The following is a 15,796-nucleotide window of genomic DNA, read 5'->3' as shown; positions in this document are numbered from 1 at the left end:
ATTTTAGTCAGGATTGAGGATTTTACAGAGAATTCAAATTTTCTCTTTTTAAATAAACAATTTAAGCAGAATACCTGAGCAAAAGAGTTAAGTATTTTTTGATCAATTCAGATTATTAAATATTGTTTTGCTTGATTCAGGCAATCCACTGACACAAAAAAATGCCCTCAGGACTGAAGGCATTTTATGCAAATTTTAAAGAAATTATTCAAATGTTATAAAGACATATCGATCACGATACGCCCATCGATTTTACCTGCTTCCATCCGATCAAAAATATCGTTGATGTTTTCTAATGGCTCAACACTAATGTGCGCTTTGACTTTACCACGTGCAGCAATATCCAGTGCCTCTTTTAAATCAAGGCGTGTACCCACGATCGAACCTCGCACAGTGATGCCTTCGAGCACCATATCAAAGATCGACAAGTCAAATTTGCCTGGTGGTAAACCATTTAACACCATCGTGCCACCACGACGAATAATCTGCACCGCTTGCTCAAAGGCTTTTGGCGACACTGCGGTGACTAAAACGCCATGACAACCATCACCTGTGGCAGCCATCACCGCTTCTTTGACATCTTGTTTCAGCGCATTAATGCCGACATCAGCACCGAGTTTTCTAGCAAGATCGAGCTTGGAATCATCGACATCGATCGCCACGACATTAAAGCCCATGGTTTTGGCGTATTGCACCGCAACATGACCCAAACCACCAATCCCAGAGATAGCAACCCAATCCCCTGTTTTGGCTTCGGTCATTTTCAGCCCTTTGTACACCGTCACACCTGCACACAAAATCGGTGCAATCTCAAGCAAATCTACACCGTCTGGAATCACGCCAACATACTCACCATCCGCAAGACAATATTCTGCAAAGCTACCATTCACCGAATAGCCCGAGTTTTGCTGTTCCTTACATAAGGTTTCCCAGCCTGCATAACAATGATCACAATGTCCACAAGCAGAATATAGCCAAGGTACACCGACTTTATCGCCGACTTTGAGGTGATGAATGCCTTCGCCAATCTCGACCACTTCACCCACGCCTTCGTGTCCTGGGATAAATGGGACGGTTGGTTTGACAGGCCAGTCGCCGTGCATCGCATGCAAATCGGTATGACAAACACCCGTCGCAATCATTTTCACCAAGACTTTGCCAGCACTGACTTTGGGAATGTCGACTTGTTTGATTTCTAAAGGTTGATTAAATGCTGTCACGACAGCCGCTTTCATTGTTTCCATCTTGTTATCTCCATGTCCTAGATATCTGCATCGCTGATGATGCAGATGCTTTGACCATAACAAGGTGAAGGTAGGTATTTGGTATGTATCTACACAGCTAAATTAAAAAATATATTTCTTATTTAAAATCAAACTATTAATCAATAATTAACTTTCAAAATTATTTTTTTCAAATGCCAAAAACACATAACCCGAATTGAACTCCCTGTTCAATTCGGGCAATATGCGGTTGTGCGACTGTTTTTGTTTTTGTTTCGTCTTCCTGACGACATCTGTTCCGTGATGCTTTTCCGTTCAGCTAAAGTCTATCCTTAGTTTGGGCTTCCGATCCCGATCCTGCGCTGATGTAGTTATATTAAGAAAAATCCGTTTTTTCCGAAAGTCGCAAATCACAACAGTCCATGTAAGCTATTTCGTACAAAGGATCATTTTTGCCATATGGTGCAGTCCACATCCTGTAATTCTGGTCATATCGCATAATTTAGGGCGTTTCAATGTGCCCAACATGACTTGTACTTTTTAAATTTTCCTCACGAGATTTAGCAATCCCCTCTTGGATTTTCTCATCTGCTTCTGCTTGATCACCCGCTTCCTCTTCTATTTCCTCGTGAATATGCTCATACATGCGATCCGTTTGCAGTACGGTATACACTGGAAAATGATCCGAACCAATGTGTGGCAAGCGCTCCATTTTCACCAATGCAAAATCGGTACTATGAAAAACATGATCTAATGACCAACGAAAGCAGGGATAGTCGGCATGAAAGGTATTGATAAATTTGCGCCCAACCCGTGGATCAAGCAAGCCACTGATGCGCTGAAACAGCCGTGTTGTCTTGGACCAAGCCACATCATTCAGGTCGCCCATGACGATACAGCTTTGATCGATGTCTTTGATCGCATCACCCACCATCAGCAGTTCAGCATCACGTAAAGTCGATTCAGCGGCTTCAGTTGGGCTAGGTGGCTGCGGATGTAAACAATATAAGTCCACTTCATTGCCCGAACGTAAAATCACCGAGGCATGGATCGATGGAATTTCATCGCTGAGCAAGTATTTAATCTCAATATCCTTTAGCTCAAGTTTGCTGTACAAATGCATGCCATACAAATTATCTAAGGGCACGGCGACACGATACGGATAATCCGCTTCAATGACACTCAGCGCATTTTGCCATGCTTGATCAGTTTCTAAAGTGAGCAATAAATCAGGCTGTAATTCATTGACCAGATCAATCAGCTTTTGATATTTACGGTTGGGTGTGAGCACATTGGAGACGATCATGGAGATTTGATTGTCAGGGTTGAGGTCTTCTTGACGTACCAATTTAACCTGATCTTTCCAGATAAAGGTATAAGGCAAAATCATTTTCATTTGATACGTGATCGCTACCATTAAAGCAATCAGCAATAATTCCCGCCAGATCGTCCATTCGGCTGGCCACCAAATCAGCCCTGCTAAAGTTAAAATCCCCACAAATAAAATCTGTAAGCGAGGAAAATCAGCAATACGAAACCACCACTCATCTCGTGGAATCCGTGACGATATCGTCAGCCAAATTACCAATAATGCCAAAATTACAAACAAAAGCATGCTGTCATTCCCCAAAGCTGTTTTTCATTTTCATCGCTTGAATGCGCATAAGGTCTTGATATTAACCAATCATGGTACATTGATGCATCACTTTTTTGTTATTTCATTGCCTTTTCAAAATAAACACCAATACCCAGATCAGCCGAATTGATAGAGAGATTTGTTACGACTTCAGATGATAAATGCTGTGCAGAAGGTCAGGCATTTGCTACACTTTAAGCCCTTTATTTAATTATTTTTTAATTACAAAACCTGAGGCAAGATGACATGAAAGTAGGTTTGGTTGGCTGGCGTGGAATGGTTGGTTCCGTTCTGATGCAACGTATGGTTGAAGAAAATGATTTTGCGCATTTTGAACCATTTTATTTTTCGACCAGTAATGCAGGTGGTGAAGCCCCTACATTGGGTGGAAAGTCAGCCCCTGCTTTGATGGATGCCAATGACATTAGCAGCTTGAAGCAGATGGATGTGATTGTGACCTGTCAAGGTGGTGATTACACCTCAGCGGTCTATCCTCAGCTTCGTAAAGAAGGCTGGAACGGCTATTGGATTGATGCGGCAAGTACATTGCGTATGGAAGACGAAGCAATCATCGTGCTCGATCCTGTTAATGCCAATGTGATTAAAAATGGCTTGGCAAACGGCGTCAAAACCTTTGCAGGTGGTAACTGCACGGTGTCACTGATGCTGATGGGTCTTGGTTCACTGTTCCAAAACAATTTGGTCGAGTGGATGTCTGCAATGACCTATCAAGCGGCATCAGGTGCTGGTGCACAAAATATGCGTGAGCTGATCACTGGCATGGGCTATTTGTACAATAATACCAAAGAATTACTGGATGATCCGAAATCTGCAATCTTAGACATTGACCGTCAAATCGCTGAATTACAGCGTGGCGATGATTTTCCGAAAGCCAATTTTGGTGTGCCACTTGCAGGTTCATTGATTCCTTATATCGACAAGCAACTTGAGAGCGGTCAATCCAAAGAAGAGTGGAAAGGTCAGGTTGAAACCAATAAAATCTTGGGCAATTCTCACATTATCCCAATCGATGGGCACTGTGTGCGTATTGGTGCAATGCGTTGCCACTCTCAAGCATTGGCCATTAAACTTCGCCAAGATGTGCCATTAGATGAAATCGAAGACATGATCGCCAAATCGAATGAATGGGCGAAAGTCGTGCCGAATACACGTGAAGCATCGATGACCGATCTTACCCCCGTGGCGGTGACTGGCACCCTGTCGATCCCTGTGGGTCGTTTGCGTAAAATGAACATGGGTAAAGAATATCTCGGCGCATTCACCGTGGGCGATCAGTTACTTTGGGGTGCAGCAGAGCCTTTACGCCGTATGTTGCGCATTTTGATTGATTACAAATCTTAATCATTTTACTACCCAAAACTTATTTTAAATTTTGAGTATTCTTGACTTGCCTTAGTGCAATGAAGCGTTTACCTTATGTAGAACAAGTTCGCTTGTTCTACATTATTCAAAACAATACGGTGTCATGGTTGGCACCTATTGCAGGCGTTACCTCTACTGGATTTCGCCACGCTGTAACAGATAATAAGATGGAACGATCATGAGATTGCAACATAAATTCGGGGTGACTTTTATACAGATCGGTTTGGGGCTAAATTTGTTCGCACCGCTACTGAGTCATGCGTTAAATTTTGATCCTGTCCATATTGACTCTTCTCGTGGTGAACCACTCTACGCCGAAATTCCCTTTCGCAATGCACAAAGCCAAACCCCAATTAAGGTCTCGATTGCACAGCCTTTTGAAGTCGGTCGCAATGCTGTACTGGACGAAGCACAATATTCACATTTAAATTTTTATGTACGTCAAAATCCGCAAGGCGATGGTGTAATTGTCATTACGTCAACTCGTGTGATTGATGCCAATAGTGTCGATTTGATGCTAAAAATTGATGATGCAGGTCAAGTGCGCATGCAACAAGTGCGTGCGGCGCTGCCAACACGTATCGATCGCCTCAAAACCAGCTTAAATGATACGCCATTAAAGCCACGCTACGTTGCCAACGATCAAGACATCAAATTAAAATTGCCTGAAGTTACACCGCTTAAAAATGAAAAGCAATTGCAAATTGCCAACTCAGCGCCACCGATGATGCAGGCGAGCAAGCCGATACAGGCACAAAATCTCGCCACCACACCAAGTCCAGCGGTCACAACCGCATCAACAACAAACTCACAAGCTGTCGCAGTACAAACTGCACCTCTTCAGACAACACAAAATAATGTGGCACAAACTGCAAACCAACAGGCTGTATCACAACAAGCAACCGCACCAACAAGCGTACAGCGCACAACCGCGCCATCGATGACGCCAATGCGCTCAGCCGCAGATATCTTACCCGCACAATTAACGATTAATGTCACTCGACATGCGGATACTGCATCTCAAAACAATGTCAGCACAGTGCAAGCGAATCAAGCAAAGCCACAACCAACAACTCAGCCAACTGCGCAAAAGCCAATTGTACAAAAACAAGTTGCACAAACAGCTTCACAGCAGGTCACAAAAAAATCAAACGTAGCAAAGCAAACTGCACAGGTAAAACCGCCGATCAAAAAATCACAGGAAAAAGTACAATCGAAAAAATCACAACAGTCAGCAACCACAGCCAAGAGCAAACATCAAGTCAAAGCCAATGAATCGCTTTGGGGAATCGCCAATCAGATTGCAGAAAAGCAAAATATTCCTGTTGGGCAAGTCATGCAACAGATTCAAGCCAATAACCAGCATGCTTTTATCGGTGGCAATGCCAATCAGCTGAAACAAGGTGCTGTTTTAAATATACCGTATGAGTATCAATCCGTTGCTGCAGTGAATAAACCAACGCAACAGCCAGCGACAAAACCAGTGCAAGCGCCACAGGCTCCAACTACGATTGCCAAAGCAGAAAAGCAAAGCCAAGCACATATGAGTATCGTTGCAGGAGATAGTAAAGGCACCACACAAGGTAGCAAAGCCAAAGGTGGTGATCAAAAAGTATCAAATGAGCTGACGGTACAGTTGAAACAACAACGCCAAAATGCACTCAACCTGCAAAATAATGTGCGTAAACTAGACCGTGAACTGGTGGCAAAAGAAAAACGTATTGCCCTGCTCAATGCTCGACTTGCTGAGATTGAACAGCAACTCAAACAGCGCAAAAGTAAATCGCAGTCAGCTGAGAAAAATACATCTCAGACCAGCTCACAGTCTAAAGCGCATCAAGCGATAGCATCTCAAAACTATACTGCATTACATGCACCGATACACACGAATCCATCAGTTTATCAATATCATCTTGCTCAGTTTCAGGAGTCCGTATAATGTCTACAGCGATCCTCGTCCTTTGTGGACTCATGCTCGTCATTGCACTTGTGGTGCGTTCACGCCAAGGCAAGGCTGAAGCTGATCCAAAACAAAAAAAAAGCAGCCGCACCAGCTCAAAGAGCAACGCAAAAACCAGCAAAAGAGTCACTGCAAGCGAAAGCAAAACAGAGCAAAAGGCTGAAGAAAAACCAAAAACACAAAAAAAACCTGCCATTGATGTGGACAATTTACTGTCTCAGATCGATGTGATGATTGCCGACAAGCAATTCGCCAAAGCGGAAGGCATTATTAACCAAACTTTAAATCAAGATGGTTCGCTAGAAGCACTTTATCCAAAATTACTATCTATTTATCAGCTCCAACATGATGATTTTGCGATTAAGCAACTGCTTGACAACGTCAAAGCACAAGGACTGAATAGCACCTATCAAACCCTCTTCAATGAGCAAGAAGCCTACCTTGAAGAACAACAACGTCTAAATCAACTTGAACCAACAAAGTCAGGCGTGATCGAATTCACACCAACAGAACAGACGCCTACACCTGATTTTGATGCACTCAACACAACGACCAACACACCAAGTCAGGTTGCTGTTGAACCACTTGAATTCGATGCGCCAAGTGATACTCTCCAAACTAAGCCAAACAATAATCTGTCTAGTTTTGATGAGCTGACGCTTGATGTTGACACACCAACAGCTCAATCAAGCACCGATAATGCACCACTTGAATTTAACTTATCTCAAGAAACACCAGCGCCAGTTGAACCAACAGAACCAACTCTTGAGTTTAAACTTGATCAAGACGTTACTGCCCCGCAAACCGAAACCCAAGATTTAGAATTTAAACTGGAAGAACCAACACCTGTTGCACCAGCGGATACAACAAATAGTCTCGATTTTAGCCTCGATACGCCTACCTCAAGCGAAGCACCATTACCAACGGATACACCTGCGCTTGAATCTACACCGACTCTCGATTTAGATACACCACAAGCGCCTACTTTAGACATTGAGCAACCTGTCGCAGAGGAAGCGGTTGAAACCACAGCAACTGAAACCTTTGCTGATGCAGATGATCCAATCATTCAGGCATTCCCTGCTCTCGCACAAGTCGATCCAGTGGCATTAGACATTGAGCTTGCAGAACAATATATTCGTCTTGGTGAAATTGCCGCTGCAAAGCAATTATTGGCGGTAGATCAAGCGCATTTAAACACTGAACAAGCCGAAAAAGTGCAACAGCTTTTGCAAAAGATTGCTTAAGCAAACATTCAAAAGAAGCGTTTTAATACGCAATTTACGCTAAAATAAGCAACTTTCGAGTTGCTTATTTTTTTCATATGAATACTTCCAATATTGCTGTGATTTATATGGGCGGAACCTTTGGTAGTATCGGACAGCCACTTTACCCGATGCCTGCATTAGATTTTATAGACAAGTTGCAGGCGCTTTGTCTGCATCATTACGATTCAAATTTACATTTTTTTCAAGCACTCAGCATCAAAGACAGTAGTGAACTCACCGCTAGCGACTGGCTCAAACTTACACAGCAGATTCTGCAACTCGCCAGACAATTTCAGCATTTTATTATTATTCATGGCACCGATACCCTGCACTATGCTGCAGCCTTTTTATCGCATTGTTTTGCTGATCGGCTCCGTATCATCGTGACGGGAAGCCAATATCCATTGCTTGAGCAATCTAGCACTCACCTTCATCCTGACAGCGATGCTTGGCTTAATTTTCAGTTTAGCTTAAAACACATCCAACAAATTCCCAAAGGCTGTTTTATTGCCTTTGATGGACAATTACACCACGCCAACCTGAGTATTAAGGCACATACGACCGAATTCAATGCCTTTCACAGCAATCCAGCGCAACGATCATGCTCTAGTGTTGTACAGGACATAAATGCCATAAAAATCTCCGCTTGGATTGACCAAGTTGCTTTAATTAATATAGTGAATCTGTATTGCACGCCATCATCTCCCGATCTGCTCGCCAAACAACTCCAAGCCTTGATACATCAGCCACCACAGCTATTGATTCTACAAACTTTTGGCGCTGGCAATTTGGCGTATTCTGCGTCATTAAAATCAGCAATTGAGGATCTACTTGCAAAAAAATGTTGGGTGATCATCAGCAGTCAGGTATTATTCGGCGAATTATCCAATCAGTATGCTGTTGCCGCTTGGCTTGCAGAACTTGGTGTGGTGATCGATCCGCATTATAGTCAGGCAGATTTATACGCTCGAGCTGTGCTACTGTATTTACAATTTGCCGATCAAGTCGACTGGCAACAACATTGGACTGTCTAATGCAATGTACTGTCTAATGCAAAGTACAGCCTGATGCGATGTACTGATGCTTGGTATATTTTTAAAATTTAGGTGAATGATTTCTTATGCAACGCTTTGCACTTGGTATTGAATTTTGCGGAACACGCTTTAAAGGTTGGCAAACACAGCAAGCAGGCGTGCGTAGCATTCAAGAAACCATCGAAACTGTGCTGAGTAAAATCGCCGATGAACCGATCATCGTGCACGGTGCAGGTCGTACTGATGCGGGTGTACATGCCACCAATATGATTGCTCATTTCGACACGCAGGCGATTCGTCCCGAACGTGGCTGGATGATGGGCGCAAATTCACAACTGCCCAAAGATATTGCATTACAGTGGATTCAACCGATGGGTGAGGATTTCCATGCCCGTTTTAAGGCATGCGCACGGCGCTATCGTTATGTGATTTATAATGCACCTCGTCGACCTGCACTGCTCTGGGGGCAAGTCACCCATGCCCACTACCCGCTAAATGTGGCAAAAATGCAACGTGCCGCACTCAAATTTGAAGGCACACATAATTTTGAAACTTTCCGTGCGGCTGCCTGCCAATCCAATCAACCTGTACGCCATGTCAAACATTGCCGACTATTTCAACACGGCGCTTATTTAGTGCTAGATATTCAGGCAGATGGATTCCTACATCACATGGTGCGCAATATCGTCGGATGCTTGCTGGAAATTGGACAAGGACAATATGAGGTCGAGCACATTGACGCCATGTTCGCAGCACAAGATCGTAAAGCCGCAGGGATTACCGCCCCTGCACACGGTTTATATTTTATTAATGCCTATTATCCAGAACAATTTCAATTGCCAAAAACAGCACTTGGTCCACTCTGGCTTAATTTGCCTGAATAATTTTAAAGGCGCTCATGTTACTACCTAATTGCCATTTTATTGAAATTTAATTGTTATTCATCAACTGTTTACGCTTGCGATATTCCACAGGCGTTTCATCTGTCCAGCGTTTAAATGCCCGATAAAATGTACTTGGCTCTGAAAACCCTGTGAGATAAACGATTCGCTCGATACTTTCACTGGTGCTGGCAAGCAGTTTTTTCGCCAGTCGGCAACGATAATCCGAAAGAATCTGCTGAAAACTGGTATTCGCCTCGCTCAGTTGTGTGCGTAAACGTCTTGGAGTGATATTGAGCTGTGCCGCCACGGTTTCCAGCGTAGTTTCACCGCTTTCCAAGGTCGAGCCGACCGCACGGCGCACCTCACCGACCAAATCATAACGTGCTAATTCTTGTAGCTTTTCTAGTGCCAACTGCTCATGTAATTGCAATAACTCTGGCTCAGCCTGCCACATTGGAAAATCTAAAATTGCAGGATCAAAATACAGTCGTGTTTCATTTTGCCCAAGACTCACAGGACAACCATACACCCGTAAATATTCTTCTTCGCTGGCACCTTCTTCAAAATTAAAATCAATAAACGTCGGTGCAAAGCGCCCTTCGGTGACAAATTTAAAAAAGCGCAACACGCCCGAAAAAATGCATTCACTATAATGGCGGTTGACCATCGGATCGACAAACTCTTGCATGCCGTTGGTGATATAACAATGTGCCTCAGTAATCACCAGCTCTGCACTGAGCGCATCACTAATCAAACGCTGGTACGCCAAAGCACGCTGTAAACCTTCGCCAAAGTTGGCACTACTCATAAACAAGTGCTCAATCACTTGCCCACGGTATAAAGGCAAATGTTCACCAAGATGAAGCCCTGCATCTTCATCGCCAGTGACTTGTACCAATGCTGACCAAAATGCATGTTGTGCGCTGAGTGGCGTTCTTGCATTGGCTTGCATCTGACTTTGTGCAACACCCGCTTTGGCAAGAATCTCCTCAGTTGGCAAACCTGCCCGACGCATTGCTTGATAGCCTAAGCGTAAAATCACTGACGCATCTGTTAATTGACCCACGAAATACATCCTTTGTGTTTATCGTTTTTCACGTTTTAGATTAGCGTCAATTGACCGAACTGACAATGCAACTCGGTGCATTTTTACAAGTTTTTTAGAGTTTGTTCAATATTCATACATAGGATTAATCCACATCTAGCCATCCTAAAACCATATCAATATTTGTAAGTTGCTTATTTTTAGAATAGCACCGCACATGACTTGAGATTTTGTGGGAATTTTGCTATATTATGCACCACTATTTTTCAACCCATCAGGTAGGCCATGGCCAATAAAGAAGAACTCATTGAGTTTGAAGGCGTTGTCACCGAAACGCTTCCAAATACAATGTTCCGTGTTCGTTTAGAGAACGGTCACGAAGTTATCGCTCATATTTCAGGTAAAATGCGTAAACACTATATTCGTATTTTGACTGGCGATAATGTCAAAGTCGAAATGACACCATACGATTTGTCGAAAGGTCGTATCACTTATCGTGCGCGTTAATCTGCACGCCAGATCAGTACCGCACGTTTAAGCATTCAGCATTTTCTAAAATCTGAAACGCTGAAATTAAAATCAAGCTACATCAAAGAATGGTGTGGCTTTTTTTGTGGCGAAACCGTATATTCAACAATTAAATACCATAAAACCAATACAACAGGGAAGAAAATGAAACTATCGTATCGCACAAGCCTTAGCGCATTATGTGCGCTATCTTTATGTGTAGTCGCATTCAGCATTGCTGGCTGTACAGGACAAACGCAACTCACCAAGCGACAAAATTTCATCAGCTATCTTGATCAATTTAAAGGTAAAACTCAAGAACAGCTCAAGCAAGAAATTAACTTTCAGCAGTTTGGTTTTGATGCATCAAAAACCAAACTGAGCAAGCAAGATCAAACGATGGTGCACTATTCGATTTATCGACCTGTGACAGTACCTATTCCGATTTTTGAACCCACCATCGATGGCTCAAGAATGAATACCTCACTGCCCACATCACGCAATGCTTATCAGATGCAGATGACTTGTGACATTATTTTTCATCTTGAGAATCAGATCGTGACTAGCTGGGAAAGCAAAGGAAAGGCTTGTTAATACAAGCCTTTTAAAATTGCAAAGGTTTCAGTGAAGCGATTTAACTGCCCTGAACCAAACGTCGTGCACTGATAATGCCTGGTTGTTGCTCAAGCCGAGCCAACAGTTTTGACAGTTGTGCCAAGCCCTTGACTTCGATCAACAGTTTTAAGTTAGCAATGCCATCACTATCTGACAAGGTGTTGACCTGACGGATATTGACATGATCCGCAAAGATGACTTGGGTTAGGTCTTTGAGTAAACCACGACGATCATAAGCCTCGACCATGATTTGCACACTCTGACCACGAGTTGGCTGCATTTCCCAGTCGGCTTCGACGCCACGTTCAGGCTCATTTTCGATCATGCGCAAATAATCTGAACATGCGATTTTATGAATGCTGACACCACGATTAAGCGTGATATAACCGCCGATCGATTCACCATGCACAGGCTGACAACAGCGTGCAATGTGTAGCTCCACATTATCCAAACCATCAATCAAAATACCATGAGCCGATAAGGTATGGCTGGCACGGGGATTCAGTGTTGGCTTGAGCACCAATTCAGGCTCATCCGCATCCAAGTGCATTTGTTTATTGACCTGATTCATCAGCGAATGTAAGCCAATATCACCAGTCACCAGCGCTACCAAAATATCATCGCCTGATTTGACATTGAAATATTGACTATAGTCATTTAAATCAATGCTTTTCGGATGAATCGCCAGACGAGTCAGCTCTTTGTGTAAGGTCTCTCGTCCAACCTCGATGTTTTTGGTGCGATCTTGCTGTCTAAACCAATGACGCAATTTGTCTCTGGCACGTGCAGTTTTGATGTAGCCGAGTGAATTGACCAGCCAATCACGATTTGGCTCACGATCTTTTTTGGTCAGAATTTCAACTTGTTCACCCGTTTTTAATACATAGGTGAGTGGCACATAACGCTGATTGACCCGTGCAGCATAACAACGATTACCGACTTCGGTATGTACATGATAGGCAAAATCCAGCACAGTCGAGTCACGTGGCAATTCTTTAATATCACCGTCACGGCTAAACACATAGATTTTTTCAAAACCTTCAAAATCTTGCAGTGCTTCTAAATTTTCCTGATCTTGCTCATCTTCATCGACCAAATTTTCAGGTTGCGCCTCTTTACGCTCTTGATAATTTTCCAACACAGAACGCAGTGAATGCAGACGATGATTAAAACTTTGATCGGTACGCTTCTCGCCTTCTTTATAGTTAAAGTGTGAGCACACGCCAAGTTCTGCCTCTTGGTGCATATCCTGTGTACGGATTTGAATCTCAAGCGACTTATTTTCCGCAATGACCGCAGTATGCAATGAACGGTAGCCATTGGCTTTGGGGTTGGTAATATAATCATCAAACTGATGCGGAATATGACGCCACATCTGATGTACGATGCCCAAAGCGTGATAACACTCAGGCACATTATTCACCAAGACACGCAGTGCACGAATATCATAGAGCTGATCAAAGCTCAGATTTTTACTGCGCATTTTGCGATAGATCGAATAAATATGCTTGGCACGCCCAGTAATCTCTGCCTGAATATCGTTTTCAGCCAATTCATGCTTTAAGCTGTCGATGACATGCTGGATATAATGCTCACGCTCGGTGCGTTTTTCATTGAGTAAAGATGCAATTTCTTTATAGCGATCTGGAGATAGATAGCGAAATGCCAGATCTTCGAGTTCCCACTTCAGTTGAGCGATACCCAAACGATGCGCAAGCGGTGCATAAATCGTTAAAACTTCTCGAGCAACCCGCTCTTGACGTTCTTTGGATGCTTGGTTGAGCTGACGTAAGCTATATGTCCGCTCCGCCAATTTAATTAATACCACACGCACATCTTCAGTGACCGAAATCAACATCTTATAGATGCCCGTCAGGTGTTCACGCTTATTATTATTAAAATGATCTTCTAAATGTTCGTTTTGCTCGATCAGGTCAGAGAGTTTCCCCATTGCCAGTGCGCCTTGCACCAACTGCAACACATCCCGACCAAAATCACGCTCAAGCGTCTGTAAATCGATAAAGCCTTCACGCACACTACGATACAGCATCGCAGCGACTAAAGTGTGCTCGTCCACATGCAGATGCGCCAAGATGTCTGCCATGCCGACACCCATGGCAAAGGAATTGGTGCGATGCCGAACGGCACTACTCAGCTCAAGCTCGAGCGCAGCATGTCCTGCCTGACTCAATAAATCAAGCTGATGCGAACCATTCAATTGCTCAATGCGTGCCAACCACGCCATCAAGTCAATCTGAGTTTCTGCGGCATGCTCCCCAGTGGTCACTGCGACCGACTCATTGAGTCTACTCGGCAGCTCCTCCCGTACTGTGACCATACCATCCTCCATTCGTTCTTCAATAATCAAAAGTGCTGTGATTGGTATTCAATTGAGCATGATGCTCGATTGCACATTCCATTTCACATCACTTCAAGACCGTACACATACTGTACCAATCCTGCGTTTAAACTGTTTTACATCAACTTTTAGAGCAACAACTTTCTACAGCAAAAATATCATTTAGATTAATCGTATCGATTTACATCAAATTCGAATCTGTCGTTATCGCATCAACCATCGTCGCATCAATGCGCTTAAATAATGTAATCGACTCCACATGCTCGGTATGGGTAAACATATCCATTACGCCAGCTTTACACAATTGGTAACCTTGCGCAATCAATATCGCCGTATCTCGAGCCAAGGTTGCAGGATCACAAGAGACATAAACAATGCGTTTGGCTTGAAAATTCGCCACATAATGCATCACTTGCGAAGCGCCTGCTCTTGGTGGATCAATCAATAATGCATCAAAACCCTGCCTCGCCCACGCTTGATCAGAAAAGTCGCTTGCCAAATCTTGCTGATAAAATTGCACATGGTCGATCTGATTGAGTGTGGCATTCTCATAACCACGATGCACCATCTCATCCACACCTTCTACCGCAACCACTTGCCCTGTTGCACCAACACAGCGCGCCAAAGCAAAGCTAAAATTACCTAATCCACAAAACAGATCTAGCACGCGCTCACCTGCCTTAAGATCAAGCAACTGACATGCCAGCGACACAGTCTGCTGATTTACATTGGCATTGACTTGGGTAAAATCCATCGGCGAAAATGCCAACTTCAGATCAAACGCAGGCAACGCATAGTGCAAGCGCATTATAGCATCTGGCTGATCAATCCGCCTTAGGCTTTGGTATCGATCTGGCAACAAATACAGTTGCCACACCCGAGATTTTACAAAATCTAACAATTTATCAATGTCTTGCTGTGGCATATCAACAGTATGACGTAGCACCAATGCCACATCTTCATCACCGAGCGCAAACTCTAAATGGGTGATTTTCTCTCGAATATCAAGCTGACTGAGGCAGTTGCGCAGTGCGTCTAAATGTGCGGATACACGCTGATCCAAAACCGTACATTCTGAAATCGGCGAGAGATGATTACTCTGTACTTCCCGAAAGCCGATAATCAATTGCTGAGATTTGGCAAGCCAACGCACACCCAAACGTGCACGACGACGATAATCTTCTTTGCGATTTTGAATTGCTGCGAGCCACTCTAAAGGCTCAACATTGGCAAAGTGTTTGAGATGCGATGCCAATACTTGTTGTTTATGTGCTAACTGCGCTTCGACACCCAAATGCTGTAGCGCACAACCTCCACATTGCCCAAAATGTTTGCAACTCGGTTGAATGCGATCTTTTGAAGGTGCACTGAGTAATTCCACCATTTCCGCTTCGTCAAAGCGTTTATGTGATTTGGTGAGTTTGGCTTGGACGGTTTCCCCTACAAGTGCGTAGCGAATAAAAACTTTTTTACCTGCCTGTGTGCTCTCTTTTTGGCTTAAATCATTCTCAGCAAAGTCATTTTCATTTGCGCCATACATGGCAACGCCACGCCCTTCATGCGATAAGCTCGTCACATGAAATGCGATCGGCTCAGATGAAAGCGTTTGAGATGTTGTAGTTTTTTGGCGGGAACGGCGATCAACTGGCTTTTGGTGTGGCTGTGACCGTAAATGTTTTTTCAAAATGGATACTCAATACAACGATTTTGTGCGGTGAAAATTTGACGATGACAGTATATAAAAGTTGTGGGGAAAGCACTATGTAATTATAGTTCTATAGATATGATGAATAGCCACCGATTTTGTAGACACCTTTTAGTTAGATAAAATGGCTAATTAACGAGGTGCTTATGAGCAGTAAACGATATACTCCAGAATTTA

The 15,796-nt window shown here is 43.5% G+C and carries 12 protein-coding genes; 7 read left to right on the top strand and 5 right to left on the bottom strand.

Annotation, left to right across the window (positions count from 1 at the left end; all coding sequences use genetic code 11):
* Nucleotides 1-215: 215 nt before the first annotated feature.
* The gene (gene adhP, locus BLQ60_RS12175) at nucleotides 216-1,244 is read right to left on the bottom strand and encodes an alcohol dehydrogenase AdhP (protein WP_092620945.1); all 1,029 of its coding nucleotides are present in this window, start codon (nucleotides 1,242-1,244) and stop codon (nucleotides 216-218) included.
* Nucleotides 1,245-1,725: 481 nt separating this feature from the next.
* A complete protein-coding gene (locus tag BLQ60_RS12170; RefSeq protein WP_092620942.1) occupies nucleotides 1,726-2,838 on the bottom strand; it encodes an endonuclease/exonuclease/phosphatase family protein in 1,113 nt (370 codons plus the stop codon).
* 267 nt (nucleotides 2,839-3,105) lie between these two features.
* Here BLQ60_RS12170 and asd point away from each other — a divergent pair, with 267 nt between their 5' ends.
* The 5 genes from asd to truA all read left to right on the top strand — a co-directional run bounded on the left by asd (nucleotide 3,106) and on the right by truA (nucleotide 9,388).
* Entirely contained in the window at nucleotides 3,106-4,221 is a 1,116-nt protein-coding gene (gene asd, locus BLQ60_RS12165; protein WP_092620939.1) for an aspartate-semialdehyde dehydrogenase, read from the top strand.
* Nucleotides 4,222-4,420: 199 nt separating this feature from the next.
* Nucleotides 4,421-6,181, top strand: coding sequence for a FimV/HubP family polar landmark protein (locus BLQ60_RS12160; RefSeq protein WP_092620936.1), 1,761 nt, complete (start codon nucleotides 4,421-4,423; stop codon nucleotides 6,179-6,181).
* On the top strand, nucleotides 6,181-7,449 hold the full coding sequence (locus BLQ60_RS12155) for a hypothetical protein (RefSeq protein ID WP_092620933.1): 1,269 nt from the start codon (nucleotides 6,181-6,183) through the stop codon (nucleotides 7,447-7,449). The genes BLQ60_RS12160 and BLQ60_RS12155 overlap by 1 nt, the downstream gene beginning before the upstream one ends.
* Before the next feature lie 77 nt (nucleotides 7,450-7,526).
* A complete protein-coding gene (locus BLQ60_RS12150) occupies nucleotides 7,527-8,504 on the top strand; it encodes an asparaginase domain-containing protein (protein ID WP_092620930.1) in 978 nt (325 codons plus the stop codon).
* A gap of 86 nt (nucleotides 8,505-8,590) precedes the next feature.
* Nucleotides 8,591-9,388 carry a tRNA pseudouridine(38-40) synthase TruA gene (gene truA / locus BLQ60_RS12145; RefSeq protein WP_092620927.1) on the top strand — a complete coding sequence of 266 codons (798 nt, stop codon included), beginning with the start codon at nucleotides 8,591-8,593 and terminating at the stop codon, nucleotides 9,386-9,388.
* 46 nt (nucleotides 9,389-9,434) lie between these two features.
* Here truA and BLQ60_RS12140 read toward each other — a convergent pair whose 3' ends face one another.
* Nucleotides 9,435-10,454 carry an AraC family transcriptional regulator gene (locus tag BLQ60_RS12140; RefSeq protein ID WP_092620924.1) on the bottom strand — a complete coding sequence of 340 codons (1,020 nt, stop codon included), beginning with the start codon at nucleotides 10,452-10,454 and terminating at the stop codon, nucleotides 9,435-9,437.
* Nucleotides 10,455-10,718: 264 nt separating this feature from the next.
* Between BLQ60_RS12140 and infA the strand changes: the two genes are divergently transcribed.
* Together infA and BLQ60_RS12130 are read left to right on the top strand one after the other, a co-directional pair.
* Nucleotides 10,719-10,940 carry a translation initiation factor IF-1 gene (infA, locus tag BLQ60_RS12135; protein ID WP_004920223.1) on the top strand — a complete coding sequence of 74 codons (222 nt, stop codon included), beginning with the start codon at nucleotides 10,719-10,721 and terminating at the stop codon, nucleotides 10,938-10,940.
* 165 nt (nucleotides 10,941-11,105) lie between these two features.
* The gene (locus tag BLQ60_RS12130) at nucleotides 11,106-11,534 is read left to right on the top strand and encodes a hypothetical protein (protein WP_092620921.1); all 429 of its coding nucleotides are present in this window, start codon (nucleotides 11,106-11,108) and stop codon (nucleotides 11,532-11,534) included.
* Nucleotides 11,535-11,574: 40 nt separating this feature from the next.
* Here the strand turns inward: BLQ60_RS12130 and BLQ60_RS12125 are convergent, their stop codons facing one another.
* Nucleotides 11,575-13,893: a RelA/SpoT family protein gene (locus BLQ60_RS12125; protein WP_092621128.1), complete on the bottom strand. Its 2,319-nt coding sequence runs from the start codon at nucleotides 13,891-13,893 to the stop codon at nucleotides 11,575-11,577.
* A 202-nt stretch (nucleotides 13,894-14,095) separates the two neighbouring features.
* Entirely contained in the window at nucleotides 14,096-15,598 is a 1,503-nt protein-coding gene (gene rlmD / locus BLQ60_RS12120; RefSeq protein WP_092620918.1) for a 23S rRNA (uracil(1939)-C(5))-methyltransferase RlmD, read from the bottom strand.
* Nucleotides 15,599-15,796 lie beyond the last annotated feature (198 nt).

This window comes from Acinetobacter marinus, from assembly GCF_900096915.1.
Classification (GTDB): Bacteria; Pseudomonadota; Gammaproteobacteria; order Pseudomonadales; family Moraxellaceae; genus Acinetobacter; species Acinetobacter marinus.
Note: the sequence above shows the minus strand (reverse complement) of the source record. Positions and strands in the feature narration are given on the sequence as shown.

Coding starts and splice junctions, on each gene's coding strand:
- adhP (WP_092620945.1), bottom strand. CDS start 1,244: ATGGAAACAATGAAAGCGGCTGTCGTGACAGCATTTAATCAACCTTTA.
- BLQ60_RS12170 (WP_092620942.1), bottom strand. CDS start 2,838: ATGCTTTTGTTTGTAATTTTGGCATTATTGGTAATTTGGCTGACGATA.
- asd (WP_092620939.1), top strand. CDS start 3,106: ATGAAAGTAGGTTTGGTTGGCTGGCGTGGAATGGTTGGTTCCGTTCTG.
- BLQ60_RS12160 (WP_092620936.1), top strand. CDS start 4,421: ATGAGATTGCAACATAAATTCGGGGTGACTTTTATACAGATCGGTTTG.
- BLQ60_RS12155 (WP_092620933.1), top strand. CDS start 6,181: ATGTCTACAGCGATCCTCGTCCTTTGTGGACTCATGCTCGTCATTGCA.
- BLQ60_RS12150 (WP_092620930.1), top strand. CDS start 7,527: ATGAATACTTCCAATATTGCTGTGATTTATATGGGCGGAACCTTTGGT.
- truA (WP_092620927.1), top strand. CDS start 8,591: ATGCAACGCTTTGCACTTGGTATTGAATTTTGCGGAACACGCTTTAAA.
- infA (WP_004920223.1), top strand. CDS start 10,719: ATGGCCAATAAAGAAGAACTCATTGAGTTTGAAGGCGTTGTCACCGAA.
- BLQ60_RS12130 (WP_092620921.1), top strand. CDS start 11,106: ATGAAACTATCGTATCGCACAAGCCTTAGCGCATTATGTGCGCTATCT.
- BLQ60_RS12125 (WP_092621128.1), bottom strand. CDS start 13,893: ATGGTCACAGTACGGGAGGAGCTGCCGAGTAGACTCAATGAGTCGGTC.